The 22,434-nt window shown below is 38.2% G+C and carries 20 protein-coding genes; 5 read left to right on the top strand and 15 right to left on the bottom strand.

Annotated elements, in window-relative coordinates:
• Positions 1 to 91 precede the first annotated feature (91 nt).
• Positions 92 to 1,633, top strand: a complete 1,542-nt coding sequence (locus tag KO524_RS04915; protein ID WP_219291093.1) for a glycine--tRNA ligase — start codon at positions 92 to 94, stop codon at positions 1,631 to 1,633.
• 38 nt (positions 1,634 to 1,671) lie between these two features.
• Here the strand turns inward: KO524_RS04915 and KO524_RS04910 are convergent, their stop codons facing one another.
• Complete coding sequence (locus KO524_RS04910) at positions 1,672 to 2,046, bottom strand: four helix bundle protein (RefSeq protein ID WP_255555146.1); 375 nt, start codon at positions 2,044 to 2,046, stop codon at positions 1,672 to 1,674.
• A gap of 208 nt (positions 2,047 to 2,254) precedes the next feature.
• On the opposite strand from KO524_RS04910, the gene KO524_RS04905 reads away from it, so the two are divergent.
• Positions 2,255 to 2,830 carry a YceI family protein gene (locus KO524_RS04905; protein ID WP_219291087.1) on the top strand — a complete coding sequence of 192 codons (576 nt, stop codon included), beginning with the start codon at positions 2,255 to 2,257 and terminating at the stop codon, positions 2,828 to 2,830.
• A 73-nt stretch (positions 2,831 to 2,903) separates the two neighbouring features.
• On the opposite strand, the gene KO524_RS04900 is transcribed toward KO524_RS04905, so the two are convergent.
• The 3 genes from KO524_RS04900 to KO524_RS04890 form a co-directional block, all read right to left on the bottom strand.
• Complete coding sequence (locus KO524_RS04900) at positions 2,904 to 3,548, bottom strand: NAD(P)H-binding protein (protein WP_219291084.1); 645 nt, start codon at positions 3,546 to 3,548, stop codon at positions 2,904 to 2,906.
• Between the two features lie 148 nt (positions 3,549 to 3,696).
• Positions 3,697 to 4,083, bottom strand: coding sequence for a YchJ family protein (locus KO524_RS04895; protein ID WP_255555144.1), 387 nt, complete (start codon positions 4,081 to 4,083; stop codon positions 3,697 to 3,699).
• Positions 4,080 to 4,292 carry a hypothetical protein gene (locus KO524_RS04890; RefSeq protein WP_219291081.1) on the bottom strand — a complete coding sequence of 71 codons (213 nt, stop codon included), beginning with the start codon at positions 4,290 to 4,292 and terminating at the stop codon, positions 4,080 to 4,082. Before KO524_RS04890 ends, KO524_RS04895 begins: the two co-directional genes overlap by 4 nt.
• Positions 4,293 to 4,458: 166 nt before the next feature.
• Here KO524_RS04890 and KO524_RS04885 point away from each other — a divergent pair, with 166 nt between their 5' ends.
• Together KO524_RS04885 and KO524_RS04880 are read left to right on the top strand one after the other, a co-directional pair.
• A complete protein-coding gene (locus KO524_RS04885; RefSeq protein WP_219291078.1) occupies positions 4,459 to 5,142 on the top strand; it encodes a ComF family protein in 684 nt (227 codons plus the stop codon).
• 66 nt (positions 5,143 to 5,208) lie between these two features.
• Positions 5,209 to 6,810, top strand: coding sequence for an Ig-like domain-containing protein (locus KO524_RS04880; protein ID WP_219291075.1), 1,602 nt, complete (start codon positions 5,209 to 5,211; stop codon positions 6,808 to 6,810).
• Here KO524_RS04880 and KO524_RS04875 read toward each other — a convergent pair.
• The 10 genes from KO524_RS04875 to KO524_RS04830 form a co-directional block, all read right to left on the bottom strand.
• Positions 6,794 to 7,564: an amidohydrolase gene (locus KO524_RS04875; RefSeq protein WP_219291072.1), complete on the bottom strand. Its 771-nt coding sequence runs from the start codon at positions 7,562 to 7,564 to the stop codon at positions 6,794 to 6,796. The genes KO524_RS04880 and KO524_RS04875 overlap by 17 nt on opposite strands.
• A gap of 98 nt (positions 7,565 to 7,662) precedes the next feature.
• Positions 7,663 to 8,619 carry a methylenetetrahydrofolate reductase [NAD(P)H] gene (metF, locus tag KO524_RS04870; RefSeq protein WP_219291068.1) on the bottom strand — a complete coding sequence of 319 codons (957 nt, stop codon included), beginning with the start codon at positions 8,617 to 8,619 and terminating at the stop codon, positions 7,663 to 7,665.
• 84 nt (positions 8,620 to 8,703) lie between these two features.
• On the bottom strand, positions 8,704 to 11,376 hold the full coding sequence (metH, locus tag KO524_RS04865) for a methionine synthase (RefSeq protein WP_219291065.1): 2,673 nt from the start codon (positions 11,374 to 11,376) through the stop codon (positions 8,704 to 8,706).
• A 66-nt stretch (positions 11,377 to 11,442) separates the two neighbouring features.
• The gene (locus KO524_RS04860) at positions 11,443 to 12,474 is read right to left on the bottom strand and encodes a homocysteine S-methyltransferase family protein (RefSeq protein WP_219291062.1); all 1,032 of its coding nucleotides are present in this window, start codon (positions 12,472 to 12,474) and stop codon (positions 11,443 to 11,445) included.
• 445 nt (positions 12,475 to 12,919) lie between these two features.
• Positions 12,920 to 13,264: a hypothetical protein gene (locus KO524_RS04855; RefSeq protein ID WP_219291059.1), complete on the bottom strand. Its 345-nt coding sequence runs from the start codon at positions 13,262 to 13,264 to the stop codon at positions 12,920 to 12,922.
• A gap of 55 nt (positions 13,265 to 13,319) precedes the next feature.
• A complete protein-coding gene (locus tag KO524_RS04850) occupies positions 13,320 to 14,138 on the bottom strand; it encodes a hypothetical protein (RefSeq protein ID WP_219291056.1) in 819 nt (272 codons plus the stop codon).
• Between the two features lie 357 nt (positions 14,139 to 14,495).
• Positions 14,496 to 15,239, bottom strand: coding sequence for a succinate dehydrogenase/fumarate reductase iron-sulfur subunit (locus KO524_RS04845; RefSeq protein ID WP_219291053.1), 744 nt, complete (start codon positions 15,237 to 15,239; stop codon positions 14,496 to 14,498).
• 52 nt (positions 15,240 to 15,291) lie between these two features.
• A complete protein-coding gene (locus KO524_RS04840; protein WP_219291050.1) occupies positions 15,292 to 17,292 on the bottom strand; it encodes a fumarate reductase/succinate dehydrogenase flavoprotein subunit in 2,001 nt (666 codons plus the stop codon).
• A 17-nt stretch (positions 17,293 to 17,309) separates the two neighbouring features.
• On the bottom strand, positions 17,310 to 18,122 hold the full coding sequence (locus KO524_RS04835; RefSeq protein ID WP_219291047.1) for a succinate dehydrogenase cytochrome b subunit: 813 nt from the start codon (positions 18,120 to 18,122) through the stop codon (positions 17,310 to 17,312).
• A gap of 181 nt (positions 18,123 to 18,303) precedes the next feature.
• Entirely contained in the window at positions 18,304 to 19,158 is an 855-nt protein-coding gene (locus KO524_RS04830) for a ChaN family lipoprotein (protein ID WP_219291044.1), read from the bottom strand.
• A 177-nt stretch (positions 19,159 to 19,335) separates the two neighbouring features.
• Here KO524_RS04830 and KO524_RS04825 point away from each other — a divergent pair, with 177 nt between their 5' ends.
• Positions 19,336 to 20,625, top strand: coding sequence for an aminopeptidase P family protein (locus KO524_RS04825; RefSeq protein WP_219291042.1), 1,290 nt, complete (start codon positions 19,336 to 19,338; stop codon positions 20,623 to 20,625).
• Positions 20,626 to 20,682: 57 nt separating this feature from the next.
• Here KO524_RS04825 and KO524_RS04820 read toward each other — a convergent pair whose 3' ends face one another.
• Positions 20,683 to 22,242: an NAD(P)/FAD-dependent oxidoreductase gene (locus KO524_RS04820; RefSeq protein WP_219291040.1), complete on the bottom strand. Its 1,560-nt coding sequence runs from the start codon at positions 22,240 to 22,242 to the stop codon at positions 20,683 to 20,685.
• Positions 22,243 to 22,434 lie beyond the last annotated feature (192 nt).

Raw genomic sequence — 22,434 nt, 5'->3', positions numbered from 1 at the left:
TTTATCAGCGTATAAGCAGTTCCTACCGCTGCTTACATTAAAAAACGACTGATCCTATTCATAATCTCAAGTCTTTTGCTATTTTTGCATTATGGCAAAACAAGATGATATTTTTAAAAATGTTATTTCGCATGCAAAGGAATACGGATTTATATTTCCGTCCAGCGAAATTTATGACGGTTTAAGCGCAGTTTACGACTATGCTCAAAACGGAGTGGAACTCAAAAAAAACATTCGTGAATACTGGTGGAAATCCATGGTTCAAATGCACGAAAATATTGTAGGTATTGATTCTTCAATATTTATGCATCCGACCATTTGGAAAGCATCGGGTCACGTTGATGCTTTTAACGACCCCTTAATCGACAACAAAGATTCTAAAAAGAGATACCGTGCCGATGTATTGATTGAAGATTACTGTGAAAAAATCTATCAAAAAGCACAGAAAGAAATCGAGAAAGCGAGCAAGCGTTTCGGCGACTCTTTTAATGAACAAGAATTTATAACTACCAACCCTCGTGTGGTAGAATACCTTTCTAGAAAAAAAGCGATTTTAGAACGTATGGCTCGCGGTTTAGATACTGGTGATTTAGCCGATGTAAAAGCTTTGATTGAAGAATTGGAAATCGCCGATCCAGAAACGGGATCTAGAAACTGGACCGAAGTACGTCAATTCAATTTGATGTTCGGGACTAAACTAGGTGCTTCAGCAGACACTGCTATGGATTTATACCTGCGCCCAGAAACGGCTCAAGGTATTTTTGTCAATTTCTTAAACGTACAAAAAACGGGTAGAATGAAGATTCCGTTTGGAATTGCACAAACCGGTAAGGCTTTTAGAAATGAAATCGTAGCCCGTCAATTCATCTTCCGTATGCGCGAATTTGAGCAGATGGAAATGCAATATTTCGTTAAGCCAGGCGAAGAGATGAAATGGTATGAATACTGGAAAGAAACCCGTCAAAAATGGCATTTGTCCTTGGGTATGGGAGCAGAAAATTACCGCTTTCACGATCACGAAAAATTGGCTCATTATGCCAATGCCGCAACGGATATCGAATTTAATTTCCCGTTCGGATTTAAAGAACTAGAAGGAATTCACTCTAGAACGGATTTCGATTTAAAAGCACACGAGCAACATTCCGGTAAAAAACTGCAATTTTTCGACAACGAAACCAACAGCAGTTATGTTCCGTATGTAGTTGAAACCTCTGTAGGTTTAGACCGTATGTTCCTAGCTATATTCTCCAAATCACTACAAGAAGAAATCCTAGAAGACGGCAGCACAAGAACCGTTTTAAGATTACCTTCGGTATTGGCTCCAACCAAAGCCGCTGTGTTACCCTTAATCAAAAGAGATGGTTTGCCAGAATTGGCTCATGAAATCATCGAAGAATTGAAATGGGACTTCAACGTAGCATACGATGAAAAAGATGCTGTAGGCCGTAGATATCGTCGTCAAGACGCTCTGGGAACACCATTCTGTATAACCGTAGACCACCAAACTCTTGAAGACAAAACTGTAACTATCCGTCATAGAGATAGTATGGAACAAGATCGTGTAAACATTGCAGACTTAAAAAACATCATCAACGACGAAGTTTCCATTAGAAACTGGTTAAGAAGAATGTAATAAAAAACAAAGAGCCACTAATAAGTGGCTCTTTGTTTTTATAATGATTCGCGATTGTTGCTATTTTTATTTTTAAAATAGTTGATCAATCCTAAAATCATTTTCCCAATTTCACCTACTTTCAATTTTAAATCGATGTGTTGCTTATCACTCATATACTTCAAATTGAAAGCAATAATTAATTGTGTTTCCAGTACATTTTTACTACCTAAAGCCAGGTGTAGAAATGAAATAAACTCCAGGTTCTCTTTCCTGGCAGCACCTGCTGAAATGTTTGAGGGGATTGACACTGCCGATTGTCTTATCTGACTTGCCAAACCATACAACTCCTCCTCTGGAAAAGATTGAGTTACGAGATATATTTCAGTAACTAATTGCATGGATTTTTTCCAAACTTCTAAATCTTTATGCATCTTCAAATTTTTAAAAATTAATAATTAATAATCTAAACCTTAAGGGTATAGTATAAATTTTCAACTAAAAATAAAAAAAAAATCAAAATAAACACTAACTTTAAGTATTCACAACCAATTACATTTCTCTAGAGACCTATTTATTAATCTAGATTAAGTTCCAAGAAGTAATAAGCTCTTAGATTTGTAATTAATTAAACAACTAGCCATGAAAAAATTTATTTATTTATTTGTTGCGGTATTCGCATCAGCAACCATGTTTGCACAAACAACTTGGAAAGTAGATCAAATGCATTCCTTTTTAACTTTTTCAGTTAAACATTTAGGCATTTCTTTCGTAGAAGGAAAATTTGATAAATACGACGGAACTTTCACCAGTAACAAAGCCGATTTGACCGATGGAAAATTTGATTTCACCATCCAATCCAACAGTATCAATACAGGCGTTTCAATGCGTGATGATCATTTGCGAACAAACGATTTCTTTAATACGGATAAGTTCACAACCATCACTTTCGTTTCAAAATCACTTAAGAAAATTTCGGACAACAATTATGTATTAGACGGAATTTTAACGATTCGTGGAATTGCTAAACCCGTAAAATTTGATTTGGTTTATGGTGGACTACTTAAGGATGATGGACAAGGAAATCAAAAAATGGGATTCCAAGCTACTACAACGATTAATCGTTTCGATTTTGATGTTGCCTACGACCCTTCTGGACAGGCTATCGCAAAAGAGGTAACGCTTAAAGTAAATTTAGAATTCGCAAAAAAAGGATAAGCAAAACATAAAACAACACCCTGTTTTTTATGATAAAGGACGTTTCTCTAGCCAAGAAACGTCCTTTTTATTTTTATTTTTGAGTAAAAAGTTCACGGCTACTGATTATTTTTACCCCCGCTTCTGTCGATAAACTATACGCAATCATCTTTTGGGCTAAATCCGAAACAGCAATGGGTCGGTATTTACGAGCGATTCCCAAGCGATTAAAAAACCGTATCACCTTTTCAAAGCTAGCCTCCGCCTGACGATCGGTTCCTGGTCTAATTAGTAAACCCGGTTGAAAAATCAATAATTTCTCAAAATTTAGCTTGATAATGGCCTGCTCCAAAGCGCCTTTCATTCTGGAATAAAAAACCGAAGATTTGGCATCAGCCCCTATAGCAGAAACCAATACAAAAGAGGGAATTTCATTTATTTTAGCCGTTTTGGCAAAGTGAAATTGATAATCATAATCCACCTTCCACTGTTTATCTTTACTACCTGCAACCTTTAAAGTGGTTCCCAAAGCAGAAAAAGCCACATCACCAACAACGAGATGCGCCCAGCTCTCTGGCTGTTCAAAATCGACTTGATGAATAATTAATTTGGAATTGCTAGAAGCCTGATTTTTTCTAACAAAAACCGTTACACTTTCATACGCATCGCTTTGAAGTAATCCCTCAACCAATTCCTTACCCGTAGCACCTGTGGCACCAATAACTACCGCTTTTAACATGTTTATTGTATTGAGAATAACAAACTGCACCCGGCAATTGCTTCCGATTATTTATATATTGGTCATGTTATCGCTACTTTAGAAAAACAACCCTATTCCAAGATTCAGCCCTTTCTTCTTTCTGTAATCAACAGCAACACCTCTTTGATTATTTGGCTGTTAAATAAAACCATTTCCCCGCAACCTGTTCAAATACAGCATTTTCAGCATGCGTGATGAGTTGTTGGTTTCTATCGCGATAGTAGGCTTTAAAAACCACGAGATTATCATGAGCCTCTAAAACATCTAAACCCGCCCAGTCGCTTTCTTTAGCCCATGCCAGAATATCGCGCTTTTTATGGAGATAACGCGTTTTGGGATGGGTGGTTTTTAAAATATAATCTGCATCAATCAATACATATGCCGTATAACGCGAACGCATTAATTGTTCAGGAGAACTGGGGTTTTGCTTCCCTATTATAAAAGGTTTACAACAAGCTTCAAAACCCATTTTATGTCCACAATAACAAGCCAACTCAACTACTTCCATCATCATACTCCCAATTTGGATTCTAATTCCTCAACTATTTTAAAGTACTTACTCCATTTGACCAGTTCCTCATCGTCTGCAGTATAATCGAGCCCCTCCAAAATCATTTCCTTAATTTCTTCGATTTGACGCTCCGCATTCCCCTGATCCTTTTGAGCAATACTCACCATTAAGTGCATTATTTTCTTCTGGGTGTTTTCTAGGCTGTTTTTCATACTACGATACGATATATTATTGACCCCTCAAAGGTAGAAGGTTCTCTTCAATTTACGAATTAAAAAGCAATTCTATACCGTTTTTTTATTTTTTTTAACTACTTTACCATCCAAATTAAATTATAACTTACTGAAAAACACAAACTTTAACCGCTAAAACACAAAAATGCCTTTGACCACCATCATTGATGTTCTTTTTCCAAAATGTTGTTTCGGCTGCGACAACCACTTGTTGCGCAATCAGGATTTTCTATGTGTACAGTGCCTGCATCAATTGCCCTTTACCTTCCAACATCTGCACTCAGAAAATGAAGCACACCAACGATTTCACGGAAGACTGCGCTTAAAGAATTGTTCTTGCCTACTCTATTTTACAAAAACCGGATTCGTACAGCAAGTTTTTCATCACTTAAAATACAAAAATCAGCCCCAAATCAGTTATTATCTCGGGCAAATATATGCCTCTCAATTAACGGATTGTCCATGGTTGCAAACGGTTGACATCATAATACCCGTACCGTTACACACAAAAAAACAATCCATTAGAGGATACAATCAAGTCAACGGATTCGCCGAAGCACTATCGGACCACTTTAATATACCCATTGACTATCACCTACTAACCCAAGATATTTATACTGTGTCGCAAACCCGTAAAAACCTATTTGAGCGTACTAAAACAAATCAATTGCGGTTTAACATACATGCTCAACCTCTGCATCAAGGCAAGCATTTTCTAATCCTCGACGATATATTAACAACCGGCGGAACCTTGGAATCCTGTGGTAAAAAGATCTTAGAGATCCCCAATTCCTCCATTAGTGTTTTGTGTTTAGCACAAACTCAATAAAGTTTTTACTACTAGATTTTATTCCTAAAAAATATAGTCGTTAATTTGTCAAATAAAAGCCATATCATGTTGAGAATACGTCAGATTGCCCTTTTCTTTATTATAATAACCACTTTTGTAAGCTGTGCAAAACGAGGTGTTATTAGCGGTGGAGATAAAGACACCATTCCACCCGTGATGCTGAAGAGCAATCCAGAAAATTACAGCAAAAATTTTAATGAAAATACCATTAAAATCCAATTCGACGAATACATCAAATTAAAGAATATCAACCAACAATTGATTATTTCTCCACCTATGGAAACGGCACCGGACATCAGTCCTGCTGGAAGTGCTAAAAAAGAATTGACCATAAAAATCATCGATACCCTAAAACCCAATACGACCTACAGTTTTAACTTTGGTGAAAGTATTATAGACAACAATGAGGGGAATGCATTGAAACAATTTAAATATATCTTTTCTACCGGCTCGTATATTGACTCCTTAAAAGTCAATGGAAGCATACGTGCGGCCTATAAAAAAGACCACCCCAATTTTGTTAATGTGATGCTGTATGACGCTGCAACTTTTAAAGATTCTACCGTTTATAAACAAAAACCGCTCTATGTTACCAATACCTTAGACAGTTTAAAAACTTTTTCTATTGAAAACGTAAAAGATGGTTCTTATTATTTGGTCGCCTTAAAAGACAAAAGCAACAATTTTAAGTTTGACCCCGATCAGGATTTAATCGCTTTTATCAACGAACCGATTACGATTCCTACTGAAGAGACTTTTGAGCTGAACTTATTTAAATCGGAAGAAAAACTCAAGGTTAATAGACCTTCTCAAGTATCGGAAAACAAATGGTATATACCTTATAGTGGAAATTCCGAAAAACTAGAAATTAAACTGAAAAATGTTGACCAAGATGTTTTACACGCCATAACGAGTCTACCGGGCAAAGATTCGCTCCAAATGTGGTTTCCAAAAATGGAAGTGGACTCCCTTTTAGTACAATTTAAAAAAGGCGATTATGAGAAGCAATTTTCCATACGCCCGCGAAAAATAAAAATGGTCGATACCTTAGTTGTCTCTCCTGTTCAACGGGGCGTTCTGGATTTTAATGACACCTTTAGGATAAAAACAACGACTCCCTTTACAAAAGTCGATTCTACAAAAATTTTTATTACCAACAAAGACACTGTAGCGGTTCCCTTTAAAATGATTCGCCATCCCTTTCTCCAAGAAATTGCTTTAGAATTCGAAAAGAAGGAACAGGATAAATATAAGATTCAATTACTCCCGGAAGCCATAACCGACCTATTTGGCAAGAGGAACGACAGCTTAAACTTTATGGTTAGCACGCAATCACTCACCGACTACGGCAATCTATTGGTCAATCTAAGCGGTGTCAAGCGCTTTCCTGTTATAGTAGAAGTCTTGGATTCCAAAGAGGTTGTGGTAGCTAGCATAATTACCGAAGAAAACACCAAACTTCAATTTGATATTTTACCTCCTAAAAAATACTTTTTACGAGCTATTTACGACGATAATCGAAACGGAAAATGGGATACAGGTTATTTCTTTGAACGCAAACAACCCGAGGAAGTTATTTATTACCCCACGGAAATAGATGTTCGCGCCAATTGGGATGTCGATCAAACTTTTAATCTGTCAGAATAAACGAATCACCATCACTTAAAAAAGCCAATTTTTTTCTAGCCTGAATCAAATTGGCTTTTTCTAATTTCGCATACAATACAGCTTCACCTGTATGTGGCGGAATCAGGTATTCACCCATATAATCCAAAACTTGTGAATGACCTGAATACAGGTTATTTCCGATATCAGTTCCCACTCGATTCACTCCTATTGCATAGGTCATGTTTTCAATGGCACGGGCTTTAAATAAGCTGTCCCATGCGTAAATTCGTTGGTCTGGCCAATTGGCTACATAAATCAACAAATCATAAGCTTCATCCTGATTTCGAGCGAAAACTGGAAATCTCAAATCATAACAAACTAACGGGCAAATTTTCCAATCTTTATAGCTTACCACTAGTCTTTGTGAGCCTGCTGTATATTTTTTTTCTTCCCCCGCTAAGGAAAAAAGATGGCGCTTATCGTAAGTTTGATACGTACCATTAGGAAACACAAAAAACATCCGATTGTAATAATTGCCCTTTTCTTTTATAATCAAACTACCAGTCAAAGCAATACTTTTTTGCATACACATTTTTTGCATCCATGATACGGCATGCCCATCCATCACTTCAAAAGCGCGTTCCGGATTCATTGTAAAACCCGAAGTAAACATTTCTGGCACGACCACCAAATCCGTATCTTGTTCCAACTGTTCTATTTTGGATTCGAAGTACCGTAGATTGGCATCGGTGTCTTCCCAAACTAACGGTGCCTGAATTAAAGCTATTTTCATTTTTTGTCGTTTCTAACAAAGTTAGGTAAAATATGCGGATACGCAGATACGCAGATGGGCGGATGGGCGGATGGGCAAATAAAAAATAGTCCTAAAAATTAAAACAATTGCCTTATAATTTGCTGAATCAAATCGGATTTACCCATAGAATAATAGTGTAAAAGCGGTACACCGTGTTCTAAAAGCTCCCGACTTTGTTGCTTACACCACTCTAGTCCGATTTGCGCTACGGCCTGATTGTCCTTAGCCTTATTGACCTCCAAAACCAAGGCTTCCGGGAAATCAACCTTAAACCGATGGGGTATTAGTGTCAATTGTCTTTTAGTAGTAATGGGTTTTAAACCCGGAATGATCGGCACCCCTATTCCTGCAGTCCGGCATTTTTCGACAAATTCAAAATATTTTTGATTGTCAAAAAACATCTGAGTAATGATGTAATCGGCTCCCGCATCGACCTTCTGTTTTAAAAATCGAATATCGTCGTCCAAACTTGGTGCTTCTAAGTGTTTCTCCGGATAAGCGCCAACCCCAATACAAAAATTGGTAGCATGACTGTTCTCCAATTCCGTATCCAAATAGATCCCGTTGTTTAAATCGCTGATTTGTGCAACGAGCTCATTGGCATAGTGATGCCCCTTACTTTCTGCTCTAAAGTAGGTTTCGTTTTTTATCGCATCTCCGCGTAAAGCCACCACATTTTCAATTCCCAAAAAATCCAAATCAATTAAAAAATTTTCCGTGTCTTCTGTTGTAAAACCACCACACAGTATATGCGGTACGGCATCAATTTTAAATTTCTCTTGAATAGCTGCACAAATACCAACAGTACCCGGTCTTTTTTTGACAATTTTCCTTTCGAGCAATCCATTTTCCTTTTCCTTATAAATACATTCCTCCCTATGATAAGTCACGTCTATAAAGGCCGGTTTAGCTTCTAATAAAGGTTCGATATTATTGTAAATACACTGTATGTTCTGTCCTTTTAAGGGTGGTAAAATTTCTATTGAAAAACGGGCCTTTTTCTGTGCTAATTCAATATGTTCTGTTACTTTCATTTTTTTTATCTTTATAATTAGTGCCTTATCACGACCGCATTACCTATATCAGGAAATCGACATGAACCACTATAGGTTGTTATTTTATAATTCTGTCAGATTAGGAGCAAGCCATTTTTCAGCATACTCCAACGTACAATTTCTACGTTGCGCATAGTCCTTTACCTGATCTAATTTGATTTTTCCCAATCCGATATATCGACTTTGAGGATGGGCAAAATAGTAGCCTGAAACCGATGAAGCCGGCCACATGGCAAGGTTCTCTGTCAAAACCACTCCCGTTCTCTTTTCTACGTCAAGCAACTTCCAGATTGTTTCTTTTTCGAGATGGTCTGGACAAGCAGGATATCCCGGGGCCGGGCGAATTCCCTGATATTGTTCTTGAATCAACTGTTCGTTATTCCAAGTCTCTTCAGCCGCATAGCCCCAAATTTCTTTTCTGATTTTAGCGTGTAAATACTCCGCAAAGGCTTCGGCAAACCGATCGGCCAACGCCTTAATCATAATAGACGAATAATCGTCTAACTGTTGTTCATATTGACCGGCGATTTCATCAACTCCAAATCCAGTTGTCACACAGAATAAACCCATATAATCGGAAATCCCACTTGCCTTTGGAGCCACGAAATCTGCCAAGGAAACATTGGGTTTGCCCTTGGATTTTTGAAGCTGTTGCCGTAAAAAGAGCAGGGTATCCAACACATTCCCTTCTTGATCATAGACCTCAATATCATCGTCATTAACCTGATTGGCCTTAAAAATTCCATACACCCCTTTGCCCTTTAGGATTTGAGTTTTTTGAATTTCTTGTAACATCTCTTGGGCATCATCCCATAAAATCTGAGCCTGCTCTCCAACGACCTTATCCGTTAAAATCTCTGGATATTTTCCGTGCAAATCCCAGGATCTAAAAAAAGGCGACCAATCGATATAATCGATTAATTCAGAAATATTGACATCTATAGTCTGCACCCCTAAAAATGCCGGTTCCACCGGTTTATCTATAGTCCAATCCAACTGTAATTTGTTTTTTCGCGCAGCAGCGATACTCAAAAAATCCTTTTCGCGAGCACGATTTAAATATCCCGTACGCAAATCGGCATATTCCTGTCTAATCTGTAAGGCATAATCTTGCTTTTTACTGACTAAATTACCCGCAACCCCAACTGCACGCGAAGCATCGTTCACATGCACCACCGAAAAAGAGTACTCCGGCGCTATTTTTACTGCCGTATGCGCTCTGGAAGTAGTAGCTCCGCCGATCATCAAGGGTATATCAATTTTTAATCGATCGAGTTCTTTAGCCAAATAAACCATTTCATCTAAAGACGGTGTGATCAGTCCACTTAAACCGATAACATCCACCTTTTGCTCTATAGCCGTTTGAATAATACGCTCGGGACTCACCATAACTCCCAAATCAATGATTTCAAAATTATTACAAGCCAATACCACGGCTACGATGTTTTTGCCAATGTCGTGCACATCGCCCTTGACTGTAGCCATCAATATCTTACCCGACGAATTGGAACTCCCATCTTTAGCTTGATCAATAAAGGGCAACAAATAAGCAACAGCTTTTTTCATGACTCTCGCGGACTTAACCACCTGAGGTAAGAACATTTTTCCCGCACCAAATAAGTCGCCCACAACACGCATACCCTCCATCAAATTCCCTTCAATCACTTGAATGGGTTTTTCCGCTAACAATCGGGCCTCCTCAACATCCAATTCTATAAACTCATCAATACCCTTAACCAAGGCATGTGTAATGCGATTTTGTAAGCTTTCATTTCTCCACTCTTTGGGCGCTTCTTGTTGTACACTCGATTCATTCTGATACTGATCTGCAAAATTCAACAGTCGCTCGGTAGCGTCTTCTCTGCGATCTAACAGCACATCTTCTACCCTTTCCAATAAATCTTTGGGAATCTCGTCATATACCATCAGCATTTCCGGATTGACAATTCCCATCGACAAACCGTGCTGAATACCGTGATATAAAAAAGCCGCATGCATCGCTTCACGTACATAATTGTTGCCTCTAAACGAAAACGATACATTGCTTATACCGCCAGATACATTGACAAAAGGCAGGTTGGCACGTATCCATTTTGTCGCCTCAAAAAAATCTAATGCGTTTCTACGATGTTCTTCCATACCCGTGGCAACGGGAAATATATTGGGATCAAAAATGATGTCTTCAGCTGCAAAACCCATTTGATTAACCAAGATATCATAAGAGCGTTTACATATCTCAATTCGACGATTATAAGTAGCTGCCTGCCCGTTTTCATCGAATGCCATAACCACCACCGCGGCGCCATATCTACGAATCAATTTAGCCTGATGTCTAAACGCTACTTCTCCTTCCTTTAAACTGATCGAGTTCACGATACTTTTTCCTTGCACCACTTTTAAACCCGCTTCAATGATTTCCCATTTGGAGCTGTCAATCATAATAGGCACTCTTGAAATATCGGGTTCCGAAGCAATTAGATTTAAAAATTTCGTCATCGCATAGACCCCATCCAACATGCCCTCATCCATATTGATATCGATGATTTGCGCACCTCCGTCAACCTGTGCACGGGCAACGTCCAAGGCTTCTTCGTATTTTTCTTGTTGTATTAATCTCAAGAATCGCTTAGAACCCGTAACATTGGTTCGCTCACCTACATTGACAAATAAACTTTCCGGTGTGACGATCAAGGGTTCTAGTCCCGATAATTTTAAATATTTAGCTACTTTACTCATTGTTTTTGATTGTTTTTTTGCGCAGTCAATCCCTAAAAATAGCGATGGCTGTGTCGGTTTATTGACCTAAATAATATGGGGTATAGAAAACGGTCTGGGTTGAAATTTCTGAGCTGCTTGAGCAATTAAACGAATGTGTTCGGGTGTGGTGCCACAGCACCCACCAACGATATTGACCAAGTTATCTGCAAAATACCCACGCATCAATTGTTGCATTTCTTCTGGGGTTTCGTCGTATTGCCCAAAGGCGTTGGGCAAGCCTGCATTGGGATAGGCAGAGACAGCACTGCTTGTATTTCGTCCCAAGGTTTTTAGGTAAGGTTTCAACTGATCGGCACCCAAAGCACAATTCAACCCGATACTCAAAACGGGAATATGCGCGATTGAAATCAAAAAAGCTTCGACCGTTTGCCCAGACAATGTTCTACCCGAAGCGTCGGTAATGGTACCACTAATCATAATTGGAAAATCCACTTCCCTTTCCTCTTTAAGCTCCTCAAGCGCAAATAAGGCCGCTTTGGCATTTAGGGTATCAAAGATGGTTTCAACGAGAAAGATATCACAACCCCCATCCAAAAGTCCTTCCGCCTGTTGTTTATAAGCAAGTCTTAAATCATCGAATCCTACAGCTCGATATCCCGGGTCGTTAACGTCTGGAGACATACTCGCCGTTCTATTTGTAGGCCCCATCGCACCGGCTACAAATCTCAGTTTTAAAGGTGTTTTTGAGCTATATTCATCCGCAGCCCTACGGGCTATTCGAGCAGACTCCAAATTCAATTCATAAGCCAAGTGTTCCAGATGGTAGTCGGCCATACCGATTGTGGTACTTGAAAAGGTATTGGTCTCGATGATATCTGCTCCTGCTTCCAAATATTGCCTGTGAATTGCTAAAATAGCTTCGGGTTGTGTTAACGATAGTAAATCGTTGTTTCCCTGTAGTGGATATTCAAATTGAGCAAAGCGTTGCCCGCGGTAATCCGCCTCAGAAAATTGGTGCTTTTGGATCATGGTGCCCATAGCCCCATCCAAAATGAGGATGTTTTTACGCAATAATTTATAAAGTGCGGTCGCTGCTGTTGATGGTGGTTTTTGCATACTGTTTTATTTGATATTAAAAAAAAAGCCCCTTTGGAAAATCCAAAAGGGCTTAAACTAAAGTGTTTTTTAAATTACTACTCGTCAACTTTTGGATACAACAAATCGGATATACATCATTATGTACATCATCATCATCATCGTTCCTCTGTTTGCGTTATATGTATTCATCTGTTCTATTACTATGCTATTTCCCCTTATTTAAGTTCCGTAAAAAGAATATTTATTGATCTCCAAATCGAGTTTATCACTCGCTTTACACCAAAAAAAAAGCCCCTGAATTACAGAGGCTTTAACTTTATATCTGGGTTAGATTTTAAGCAATAGCGACCTCTGCAGACTTAGTCCACATCATCATCATTGCCATATTTAATCTAGTGTTTTTCATTGTTCTTGTTTGAAGGTTCAAATATATAAAAAAAATAAGACTATTTCTCTTTTTTAACTATTTGCAAAATTCGGCGTATTTATCGTTTAAAAATGCGATATAGTAAAGGTCCTTCCTCATTCTAAAATTTGTTGTTGCTTCACCAATACTGAGCTGTTTTGTTTCCCTATTCTCTGAAATGATTTGTTTTTTTGTTGATTTAAAAGCCTTAAAAGCCGACTTGTATTGGTCTCTAGAAATCAAATTACCCGGATTGTGATATTTTACAATACCACTCTGTACGGTACCGTCTTTAAAAGTAATAACTACAGGTCCTGCGACTTTAAACTGGTCAACATAGCGAAACTGCGCATGCGATTGCGAACAAAAAAACAATATACAGACTAAAATAAGGTTTCTCATAAAATACTTATAATACTAAAAAAATAGATTCGTTTAAAAATTCAAAAAAATATTTCTATTGACACAATTCCCCGTATTTACCCTCCAAAAAGTCGATATAATACAAATCTTTCATTTTATTAAATGCAACGGTTTCTTGAATTTTAATATGTCTTTCTGCCTTTGAATATTTTGCTAAGCGTTCCTTCATGCTTTCCTTAAAAGCGTTAAAAGCTTCTTTATATTCCTTTCTAAAAATCAAATCTCCCTTAGCATCAACGGCTTTCATATACTTTTGATAAGCCGGACAATCTTTTCCCACATAATCCAAAACTTTAAATATTTTAGTGTCTGAATACAGCAAAGTATTTTGAGTTAAGGAAACGGTATAATCTTCTCCAATAACTTTCACAAATGCATAGGTGTACATATACAGTCCGCTATTGTAAAGCGCATAACCATAAGTCTGAAAATGCCCATCCCTTAATTTAGTTAAAAACATGGAGACGCTTTTTTTAGTCTCAAACGTATCCAAATCCAACTTGGCCACCTCGATTCGAAAATACTCCCAATATAGGGTACCATCAGTATATATAAAATTTACTTTTTTAATTTGGTTTGAATTGAACACCTTAAATTCATCTGTGCCTTCCTCTTTAAACTGAATGGTTTCCGCTACCATATTGGCATTCTTCATCGCATTTCGATCGTTTTGCCTCGATAGTCCTCTAAGCATAAAATCATCTGCCTTGTTGTTTTTAGCAACACCAGACAGCACGGTGTCGTCCATAAAAGTAATTTTAACAGGGCCTGATTCCTGATTGACTTTTAAATGCATAAACTGGGCTTGAGATTGAAAACAGAAGAATAAAAGCAATAAAGTAATTTTTTTCATAAGATAGTTGGAGGTTTTAAAACCGATAAAAAACGTTTTGTTTCTTGGCTGCCAAATATAATATAATAGAGCCCGAAAACCCTAATTTAATCTTAAATTTTTATACTTTTTAAGTTAATTTCAGCTAAACCATTTACTCAATATGTCTAAATAAATTTAAAATATGCGAGAAAAATGCACTATCAAACCTTTTAAGGTGTTTTTTACATACTTTACTAATTCTCGTCAGTGTAGCATTATTTGCAGCTGCCACACCATTTCATCAAGCCCTATGCCTACTCCCTCAAAGTCTGAGTGATTTAAACAAAAAAAGCGAAGACCGTGGTCTTCGCTTTTACATATAACAAACCGTTTTATTTATTTAAAACTAGCTTTTAGGTATTCTCTATTCATACGAGCGATGTTTTCCAAAGAAATTCCTTTCGGGCATTCTACCTCACAAGCTCCGGTATTGGTACAGTTACCAAAACCTTCATGATCCATTTGTTCTACCATGTTAAGTACACGCTCTGTCGCTTCAACACGTCCTTGTGGTAACAAAGCGAATTGAGAAACTTTTGCAGAAACAAATAACATAGCCGAAGAGTTTTTACAAGTAGCCACACAAGCTCCACAACCGATACAAGTAGCCGCATCAAAAGCGCGGTCCGCATCGTGTTTAGGAATAGGAATGTTGTTAGCATCTTGAGTATTACCCGAAGTATTTACAGAAATAAATCCACCTGCATGTTGAATTCTATCGAAAGAAGTTCTATCTACAACTAAATCTTTAATTACTGGAAATGCTTTGGCTCTAAATGGCTCGATGTAAATGGTATCGCCATCTTTAAACTTTCTCATATGCAACTGACAAGTGGTGATACCACGGTCCGGTCCATGAGCTTCCCCGTTGATAAACAACGAACACATACCACAGATTCCCTCACGACAATCGTGATCAAACGCTACAGCATCGTCGCCTTTCTCTACCAATTGGTTGTTTAAAACATCCAACATTTCCAAGAAAGACATATCAGGTTCAATTCCGCTGATTTTATAATCAACCATCTGACCCTTATCTTGGGCGTTTTTCTGACGCCATATTTTTAAAGTAAGATTCATATATCGAATTTTTACAGTGAATATTGATCTAAAACAGATCTAATACTCAATATTATTTATAACTACGAGTTACCAATTTAATGTTTTCATAAACCAAGTCTTCTTTATGAAGTACTGATTCACTTGGATTGCCTTTGTATTCCCAAGCAGCTACGTATGCGAAATTTTCATCGTCACGTTTCGCTTCACCATCCTCAGTTTGGTGTTCCTCACGGAAGTGTCCACCACAAGATTCTTCTCTGTGTAAGGCATCTTTAGCAAACAATTCTCCTAGTTCTAAGAAATCGGCTACTCTTAATGCTTTTTCCAATTCTTGGTTAAAGCTGTCTGCACTACCCGATACTCTAACATCTTTGTAAAATTCTTCTCTTAAAACAGCAATCTCGCTCATCGCTTCGGTCAACCCATTAGCGTTACGAGCCATACCTACCTTATCCCACATGATTTTCCCTAATTTCTTATGGAAATAATCTACAGAATGCGTTCCTTTATTATTCATCAAGTGATCAATCATACCGGTAACGTTTTTCTCTGCTTCTATAAATTCCGGAAGGTCTGTTGGAATTTCACCTGTACGAATATCCTGAGATAAATAATCCCCGATCGTGTAAGGCAATACGAAATATCCATCACCTAAACCTTGCATCAAAGCCGATGCTCCCAAACGGTTTGCTCCGTGATCCGAGAAGTTGGCCTCTCCAATACAGTAACATCCTTCAATGGTTGTCATCAAGTTATAATCCACCCAGATACCACCCATAGTGTAGTGAACTGCTGGATAAATCATCATCGGTGTAACATATGGATCCTCATCAACGATTTTCTCATACATCTGGAATAGGTTTCCATATTTATTCTCCACTAAATCACGACCCAATTTGTAAACCAATTTGGCATCGTTTTCATCTAAATGCTGAATTCTCGCCTGCTCTTTCCCATAACGTTCGATTGCAGAAGCGAAATCCAAATAAACAGCTTCTCCAGTAGCATTAACACCATAACCAGCATCACAACGCTCTTTAGCAGCACGAGATGCCACGTCACGAGGCACTAAGTTACCAAAAGAAGGATATCTTCTTTCTAAATAATAATCTCTATCTCCTTCAGCGATTTGAGTTGGCTTTAATTTTCCCTCTCTAATTGCCAAAGCATCTTCTTTTTTCTTTGGAACCCAAATACGTCCGTCGTTACGAAGTGATTCCGACATCAAAGTTAATTTTGACTGATGATCTCCTGTAACTGGAATACATGTTGGGTGAATTTGTGTATAACAAGGGTTTGCAAAGTAAGCTCCTCTTTTGTGCGCTTTCCAAGCTGCAGTAGCATTAGACCCCATAGCATTGGTAGACAAAAAGAATACGTTTCCATAACCACCTGTAGCAATAACTACAGCGTGAGCAGAATGACGTTCGATTTTACCACTGATCAAGTTACGAGCAATAATTCCTCTTGCTTTTCCATCAACAACCACGATATCTAACATTTCGTGACGGTTATACATTTTTATTTTACCACGACCGATTTGACGGTTCATAGCAGAATATGCTCCTAAAAGCAATTGTTGTCCGGTTTGTCCTTTAGCATAAAAAGTACGAGAAACCTGAACACCACCAAAAGAACGGTTGTCTAAAAGACCTCCGTAATCACGAGCAAAAGGAACCCCTTGAGCCACACATTGGTCGATAATGTTTTCTGATACTTCCGCCAAACGGTGTACGTTTGCTTCACGAGCTCTATAATCTCCACCTTTTACAGTATCGTAGAATAATCTATGAACCGAATCCCCATCACCTTGATAGTTTTTCGAAGCATTAATCCCCCCTTGAGCCGCAATAGAGTGCGCACGTCTTGGTGAATCTTGATAACAGAAAGCTTTTACGTTATATCCTAACTCAGCTAATGTCGCAGCAGCAGAACCTCCTGCCAAACCAGTACCTACGATAATTACATCGATATTACGCTTGTTTGCAGGGTTTACTAAACTGATGTGATCTTTATATTCTGACCATTTCTTATCGATAGGTCCATTTGGAATCTTTGAATCTAATTTCATAATCAATTGTTTTATGACTACTTAATAAAATGAATGTAAATTGGAATGATCGCGAAGAGCAAAGGAACGATAATAGCGAACCCTATACCTGTACCTGAAATCAAACCATTATATCTAGGATTATTTGCCCCTAGAGACTGGAAAGCACTTTTAAATCCATGCATTAAGTGGAAGGCTAAAACAAACATTGAAAACACATAAAAAACAGTAAATGCTAAACCGTATTTTGGGTCTTTAAAAAACGCAACAGTAATGGTGTGTAAATCTTTATACCCTTGTGCAATCTTAACCTTAGCTGTAGGATCAAAAAACTCTGTTTTGTTTTTGATTTCCACACCATCTTTAGGCAAATATCCTCCTTGAGTAGTTACATAAAAATCTTGAACCATACCCGGTTGTACTTCGATGGTCGTTGTTTGCAAAGGCATTTCAGAAAAATGCATTTTTGCCCAAAAATTGACCATGTGGGTAGCGATGAATACCAAGATTAACGTTCCCAAAACTGCCATGTTTCTCGAGTGCCAAGCACTGTTTGAAGCCGCATTGTTTTTTGCATAACCGATTGGTCTCGCTTTTTTGTTTTGGATTGTCAATAAAATCCCATCGACAGCGTGGAATAAAATTGAAATGTACGTTACGTAAGAAAGAATTTTTACTGCTGGATTGGAAGTCATGAACAAGGCATACTCGTTGAATTGCAACTGAGTACCGAAGATCAACTGAAGGTTACCTGCTAAGTGACCTACCAAAAACACGCATAAAAATAAACCCGTAAGAGCCATCCAGTATTTCTTACCGATTGACGACTTTAAAAGTGCAGATTTTGCCATAGTGTAATTTTAATAGTTTTCGTGAAAAAAATCAAAACAAAAATACAGTTAAATCCACACACTTACAAAGGCGCTCATTTATTTATATTCGGTATAAACAAGCTGAAAGCAGCCTATTTTGCTGGAAAAAAACTTATTACAACTAAAAAAAGTAAAAATGTTAAAGAAAATTTAAAAAAAATTAGAATGTTTTAGTTATTTCTTTATCTGTGACTATAATATAATCCGCTTTTCCCAAATTTTCCTTATCCAACTTGGAAAGGTTCTCCTGAGAAACCGTAGAAATAGTTAAGACCTTTAAATCAGAGTTATAGCGATTTAAATACCAGTTAATACCCTCAAAATTATCGCTGTGATAACTCCCGTTAAAATGCAAAAACAGGCTATTCGGAAGGTGATTTAATTGTATAAAATAAGCCATTGTAGCGTCTTTTATAGCCTGTGCTTTAGGTAAATTATCATTTGCATGATCCTCAAACATTTCCATCATTTTCAGATATCCCGGCAAATTTTTATCATATGGAAAAGGCAAAGGAGCCATCCATTTCTTCTCTTCCGCGCTTAGTAATCCCAAAGATGCTACCCCTTCCTTAAACACCTTACTCGCATACCTACGAGGAACATTTGTAGCAATAAAACGGAGTTGTTTGGCTTTGGCAAAATCAACCAACGGCTTATAGTCCGTTTTATAATTATTCCACAAACGCACTAGGGTATCCATACCTTTTTGATCAACTTCACCACTTAAATACTGATTCAAACCCACTTGATTATCGGCTTCAAACATTTCTGCACCCAAAATCAAGGAACGCTGCCCTACTAAATTCTGAGCCATCTTTAACTGCAACCAATGCACTATAGAGTTGTCGTGATACTCTCCAAAAAGTACCACATCTTTTTGTGAAGCTTCCTTGATCAACTTTTTATAAGTGGTTTGCTTTCCGTTTTTGGAATAAATAACAAAGGGAATCGCCTCCTGTGCCGGTAACACTAAGGGACTAAATACTAAAAAAAACAGAATTATATAAGTTTTCATAAATGTGAAATTGTTGTTGTAAAAACATTATTTTTCTCCGCTAATTCCCCTTCGCCAAAACGGCAGCTGCTTTGTAAGCGAACAACAGGAGTATCCATATTTTCAGCTGCTATAAAGTCTTATTAAAAGAAAAGTCAGTAACTTTGAAAATCAACGTAAGAATTAAAGTTCAAAACTATGAAATATAAACAAATCGACCGTAATTTATTCATCAAAAACAGAAAAAAATTCACCGCTGCTATGTCTGCCAACAGCATAGCCGTATTCAATTCTAATGATATTTACCCGGTAAGCGCAGACAGCACTTTACCGTTCGCGCAACATCGTGATATATTCTATTTATCCGGCGTTGATCAAGAAGAATCGATACTCGTTTTATTTCCCGATGCCCCTTTTGAACATCAAAGAGAAATTCTTTTCCTAACGGAAACCAACGACCATATAGCGGTATGGGAAGGCGCCAAACTAACCCAAGAACAAGCTTTTGAAGTATCGGGAGTCAAAACGGTTTATTGGATACAAGATTTTCAAAAAATTTTAAAAGAATTGATGGCTTATGCCGATACCATATACATCAATACCAACGAACATTATCGCTCTGCTGTAGAAACACAAACACGTGAAGACCGTTTTATTAAATGGTGGAAAGAAACTTATCCAGCCCACCGTGTAGCAAAAAGCAATCCCATTCTTCAAAAAATTCGATCGATAAAAGAACCCGAAGAAATAGCCTTAATCCAACACGCCTGCGACATCACTGAAAAGGGATTTCGCCGTATTTTGCCATTCGTCAAACCCGGTGTTTGGGAATACGAAATCGAAGCCGAATTGATACATGAGTTTATCCGAAACCGCTCTAAAGGGTTTGCCTATACTCCCATTATAGCTTCCGGAAACAACAGCAATGTGTTGCATTATATAGAAAACAACCAAAAGTGTTTAGCAGGCGACATTATTTTGTTTGATACCGCTGCTGAATATGCCAATTATTCTAGCGATTTATCGAGAACCATTCCCGTAAACGGAAAGTACAGCAGCCGCCAACGTCAAGTTTATGATGCAGTATTGCGCGTAAAAAACGAAGCAACCAAAATGCTAGTACCGGGTACACTATGGAGAGACTATCATACCGAAGTTGGAAAAATCATGACTTCGGAATTACTTGATTTAGGACTTTTAGATCGTGCAGACATAAAAAATGAAGACCCGGCTTGGCCTGCCTATAAAAAATATTTTATGCACGGCACCTCACACCATATGGGACTGGATACCCACGACTATGGACTACTTCACTTACCCATGGAAGCGAATATGGTTTTTACAGTAGAACCTGGAATTTATATACCCGAAGAAGGTTTTGGAGTCCGAATTGAAGACAATGTGGTTATTCAACCTAAAGGAGAACCGATTAATCTGATGAAAAACATCCCAATACTAGCAGAAGAAATTGAGGATTTAATGAACTAACAAACAACAACCCATGAACAGTCCAATTTCTGGTCATGGGTTACTGTTTAGTTTTTACTATTTTCGAAAAACAGCCTGAGCTACTTTGACCCCATCCATGGCAGCCGAAATAATACCACCGGCATAACCCGCTCCTTCAGCGCAAGGAAACAATCCTTTGACCTGAACGTGCTCTAAAGTAATCTCATCTCTAGGAATACGCACCGGTGACGAAGTTCTACTTTCCGTTGCTACTACTACTGCCTCTTCGGTATAATAGCCGCGCATTTTATTTCCAAATGACACAAATCCCTGTTGCAAAGCAACACGAACTTCTTTGGTCAATACTTGATCCAATAAATTGGGTGTAATTCCCGGTAAATAGGAACAATCCGGTAGTGAAGTAGACATTTTTCCGCTGACAAAATCAGTCATGCGTTGCGCCGGTGCTTTTAATCTACCGCCACCTGCCGTCCAAGCTCTTTTTTCAATTAATTGTTGAAATTCCATAGCCGCTAAAGGGCCTGTAAAACCGTATTGCGCAAAATCCTTTTCATCTACAGTCACCACCATACCGGAATTGGCATAAAGTCCGTCGCGCTTAGATGGTGACCAACCGTTGACTACCAATTCACCTTCATCCGTACTGGCCGGAGCAATAATACCTCCAGGGCACATACAAAAAGAAAAAACACCACGCCCTGCTTCTTGACTAACCAAGGAATAAGCTGCAGCAGGCAGTAATGGATTGCGCGATTCCCCTAGACCGCAATGATACTGCACCTGATCAATAAGCGCTTGTGGATGCTCTATACGAACACCTAATGCAAAGGGTTTTGCTTCTAAATACACTTTTTTTGCTGCCAACATCCTAAAGATATCTCTTGCTGAATGCCCTGTAGCCAGAATTAATTTATCTGTCTTTATCTTGATTTCATCATTAAGCGTAATTCCCTTAAGTTGATCACTCTCTATGTGAATATCCGTCAACTTGGTGTCGAACAACACTTCTCCTCCACACTCCTCAATTCCCTTACGCATATTGGCAATGATAGCCGGTAATTTATTAGTACCTATATGAGGATGTGCTTCTTGCAAAATATCTTCTGAGGCTCCAAAATAATGAAACCACTGTAAACTTTTAATGATGTTACCGCGTTTGGTGGAGCGCGTATAAAGTTTTCCGTCTGAATAAGTTCCCGCGCCGCCTTCACCAAAACAATAATTGGATTCCGGATTAACAATCCCCTCTTTATTCATTGCTGCCAAATCACGGCGACGGCTTTGCACATCTTTTCCTCGTTCAATAATAATCGGTTTTAACCCCAATTCAATCAATTCCAAAGCAGCAAACAATCCTGCAGGTCCTGCCCCAGCAATATATACCGGTTTTGCATTACTTACATTTTGCAGATTTGGAAAAAATGCAAAAGCATCTTTAAAGACTTCGTCAACAAAAACATTGATTTGCAATTGCATCACAATATTTCTCGAACGCGCATCCAAAGATTTTCTAATGATTTGATAAGCATTGATTTTACTTATAGGCACCTTAACCGCCTGAGCAATTCGCGCTTTAAGTAAGTTTTCGTCTGCAGCTTCCGCCGGGGGTATTCGCAAAGTGATATTCTGAGCCATTATAAAGGAATGATTGACTGCAAAAGTAAGTTTTTTTAAATGCTAAAAGAAATATTTATACGTATTGCGTGAGGGATAGCAGCGACATCCTTTGGTGTAGCAAAGCGAAACAAAAGATATAGCGGATAGCCCGACCCTTTGGGGTACGCCCAAAAACAAATACTAGCTATTAAAGTCTACGCTTTTTTATAT

The organism is Flavobacterium sp. NKUCC04_CG, from assembly GCF_019345525.1.
In the GTDB taxonomy this organism is placed as follows: domain Bacteria; phylum Bacteroidota; class Bacteroidia; order Flavobacteriales; family Flavobacteriaceae; genus Flavobacterium.
Note: the sequence above shows the minus strand (reverse complement) of the source record. Positions and strands in the feature narration are given on the sequence as shown.

Bases quoted from the DNA above. Each gene is read 5' to 3' on its own strand.
- KO524_RS04915 (WP_219291093.1), top strand. From the start codon at position 92: ATGGCAAAACAAGATGATATTTTTAAAAATGTTATTTCGCATGCAAAG.
- KO524_RS04910 (WP_255555146.1), bottom strand. From the start codon at position 2,046: ATGCATAAAGATTTAGAAGTTTGGAAAAAATCCATGCAATTAGTTACT.
- KO524_RS04905 (WP_219291087.1), top strand. From the start codon at position 2,255: ATGAAAAAATTTATTTATTTATTTGTTGCGGTATTCGCATCAGCAACC.
- KO524_RS04900 (WP_219291084.1), bottom strand. From the start codon at position 3,548: ATGTTAAAAGCGGTAGTTATTGGTGCCACAGGTGCTACGGGTAAGGAA.
- KO524_RS04895 (WP_255555144.1), bottom strand. From the start codon at position 4,083: ATGATGATGGAAGTAGTTGAGTTGGCTTGTTATTGTGGACATAAAATG.
- KO524_RS04890 (WP_219291081.1), bottom strand. From the start codon at position 4,292: ATGAAAAACAGCCTAGAAAACACCCAGAAGAAAATAATGCACTTAATG.
- KO524_RS04885 (WP_219291078.1), top strand. From the start codon at position 4,459: ATGCCTTTGACCACCATCATTGATGTTCTTTTTCCAAAATGTTGTTTC.
- KO524_RS04880 (WP_219291075.1), top strand. From the start codon at position 5,209: ATGTTGAGAATACGTCAGATTGCCCTTTTCTTTATTATAATAACCACT.
- KO524_RS04875 (WP_219291072.1), bottom strand. From the start codon at position 7,564: ATGAAAATAGCTTTAATTCAGGCACCGTTAGTTTGGGAAGACACCGAT.
- metF (WP_219291068.1), bottom strand. From the start codon at position 8,619: ATGAAAGTAACAGAACATATTGAATTAGCACAGAAAAAGGCCCGTTTT.
- metH (WP_219291065.1), bottom strand. From the start codon at position 11,376: ATGAGTAAAGTAGCTAAATATTTAAAATTATCGGGACTAGAACCCTTG.
- KO524_RS04860 (WP_219291062.1), bottom strand. From the start codon at position 12,474: ATGCAAAAACCACCATCAACAGCAGCGACCGCACTTTATAAATTATTG.
- KO524_RS04855 (WP_219291059.1), bottom strand. From the start codon at position 13,264: ATGAGAAACCTTATTTTAGTCTGTATATTGTTTTTTTGTTCGCAATCG.
- KO524_RS04850 (WP_219291056.1), bottom strand. From the start codon at position 14,138: ATGAAAAAAATTACTTTATTGCTTTTATTCTTCTGTTTTCAATCTCAA.
- KO524_RS04845 (WP_219291053.1), bottom strand. From the start codon at position 15,239: ATGAATCTTACTTTAAAAATATGGCGTCAGAAAAACGCCCAAGATAAG.
- KO524_RS04840 (WP_219291050.1), bottom strand. From the start codon at position 17,292: ATGAAATTAGATTCAAAGATTCCAAATGGACCTATCGATAAGAAATGG.
- KO524_RS04835 (WP_219291047.1), bottom strand. From the start codon at position 18,122: ATGGCAAAATCTGCACTTTTAAAGTCGTCAATCGGTAAGAAATACTGG.
- KO524_RS04830 (WP_219291044.1), bottom strand. From the start codon at position 19,158: ATGAAAACTTATATAATTCTGTTTTTTTTAGTATTTAGTCCCTTAGTG.
- KO524_RS04825 (WP_219291042.1), top strand. From the start codon at position 19,336: ATGAAATATAAACAAATCGACCGTAATTTATTCATCAAAAACAGAAAA.
- KO524_RS04820 (WP_219291040.1), bottom strand. From the start codon at position 22,242: ATGGCTCAGAATATCACTTTGCGAATACCCCCGGCGGAAGCTGCAGAC.